The organism is Pseudomonas sp. SMSB3 (genome assembly GCF_052041965.1).
Taxonomy (GTDB): domain Bacteria; phylum Pseudomonadota; class Gammaproteobacteria; order Pseudomonadales; family Pseudomonadaceae; genus Aquipseudomonas.
This window is the reverse complement of the sequence record NZ_JBKGGV010000035.1, coordinates 1-1,554: the sequence shown is the minus strand read 5'-3', so window position 1 is coordinate 1,554 and position 1,554 is coordinate 1. Positions and strand designations below refer to the sequence as shown.

The 1,554-nt window shown below is 53.7% G+C and carries 2 protein-coding genes; both read right to left on the bottom strand.

Annotated elements, in window-relative coordinates; all coding sequences use genetic code 11:
- Positions 1-36 precede the first annotated feature (36 nt).
- Positions 37-900 (bottom strand): IS3 family transposase, encoded by an 864-nt coding sequence (locus tag ACLEJW_RS23170; protein WP_440778322.1) that lies wholly within the window; start codon positions 898-900, stop codon positions 37-39.
- Entirely contained in the window at positions 897-1,190 is a 294-nt protein-coding gene (locus ACLEJW_RS23165) for a transposase (protein WP_145192481.1), read from the bottom strand. The genes ACLEJW_RS23170 and ACLEJW_RS23165 overlap by 4 nt, the downstream gene beginning before the upstream one ends.
- Between the last annotated feature and the right edge of the window lie 364 nt (positions 1,191-1,554).

Genomic DNA, 1,554 nt, shown 5'->3' with positions numbered 1-1,554 from the left:
GGACCTGTCCTGTGACAACGGACGCCAAGAAGCCAGCTACACAGCTTTCTGCTTCAACCACCTCGCGTAATCGTTAGGTGAACGATAACCCAACGCTGAGTGCAGTCGGCTGCTGTTATAGAACCCATGCACGTAGCTAGCAATCCCCAGCTGAGCGTGTCTTTTGGTGGGGTAGACCCCACAGGCTTCCTCCCTTTTCAGCGTAGCGAAAAAGCTCTCAGCCACTGCGTTGTCCCAGCAATTTTCTCTACGACTCATGCTTTGCTGGACGTCTTTGGAAGCCAACGTCTGCCGAAACTTGCCACTAGCGTACTGGCGGCCCTGGTCCGAGTGAAAGATCTCTCCACCTGTGCCGGAGCAAGCGTTCCACGCATTCAGAAAGGCGTTTTCAACCAACGTGTCCGGCATCCGATCCGAAAGGCTATAGCCCAGTACCTGGCGCGTCTGGATGCTCAAAACGACAGCCAGATAGAGCCATCCTTCCTTGGTGGGAAGGTAGGTGATGTCACTGACCCAGGTTGGCGTGGGATTATCGATGGAAAACTGACGATCCAGCACATTACCAGCCACCGGCATATGATGGCTGCTGTCTGTAGTACAGGGCCTGAATCCGCCTTTGGACTTGGCCCGGATATGTTCCTCCTGCATCAACCGCCTGACCCGTTTGTGGCCCACTGAATGCGATTTCTGACGCAAGGCTGCGACCAGTCGAGGTCGGCCATAGGTGTTTCGACTGGCTGCAAAAACGCTGCGTAAATCAATGCGAACCTGATTGTCAGGGTCAGGGCGAAGCCGACGATGTGTGAAATCGTAAAAGCCTGAAACCGAGACTTCCATCACCCGGCACAACACTCGCACCGGGTATCGAGTCCTCTCAGCAGCGACGAAGGCGTATCTCACCTGGACTCTTTGGCAAAGAATACCGCCGCCTTTTTTAGGATTTCACGCTCCATTTTCAGTTCTGCGACCTCGGCACGCAGGCGGGCAAGTTCGCTGTCTTCCTTGGTAACGGGTTTGCGCTCAGGTGAGCTCAATGGCTTGCCTCTACGAACGGCATCGACCCAGTTGTCGAGGGTTTTGACGGAAATTTCCAACTGGCGAGCAGCTTCGGTTCTGCCCACCGTTTCAGCGAGGGCTACCGCCTGAGCCTTGAAGTCATCGGTGTAGTTGCGGCGCGTTGATGGATACATGGCAACCTCCAAGAGAACGATTTAAGTATCGCTTCTTGGCGTCCGTTGTCACGGGACAAGCCCATGGTTACTTTTTGTCGCGTCTGACAAAAAGTGACTCGCCGTAAAGGCGAAAGGGTGGTTATGCGTCGCCGCCACTAATGAATGCGCATAAAATTTCCAAAACAGCCGCTGTCGCTAATCACCCAGCCCAAGTTTCAACCGAAGTTGAAGTTGAAGTTGAAGTTGAAGTTGAAGTTGAAGTCAGGATATTCGAGTGGTGGCTTCAACGCCGCATGCGCATGCATTTACGATAGTGGCGCACACTCACCTTTCCGCCCTTACGGCGTCCTACTTTTTGCCGGGTCAAAAAGTAGCCAAAAAC

Coding starts and splice junctions, on each gene's coding strand:
- ACLEJW_RS23165 (WP_145192481.1), bottom strand. CDS start 1,190: ATGTATCCATCAACGCGCCGCAACTACACCGATGACTTCAAGGCTCAG.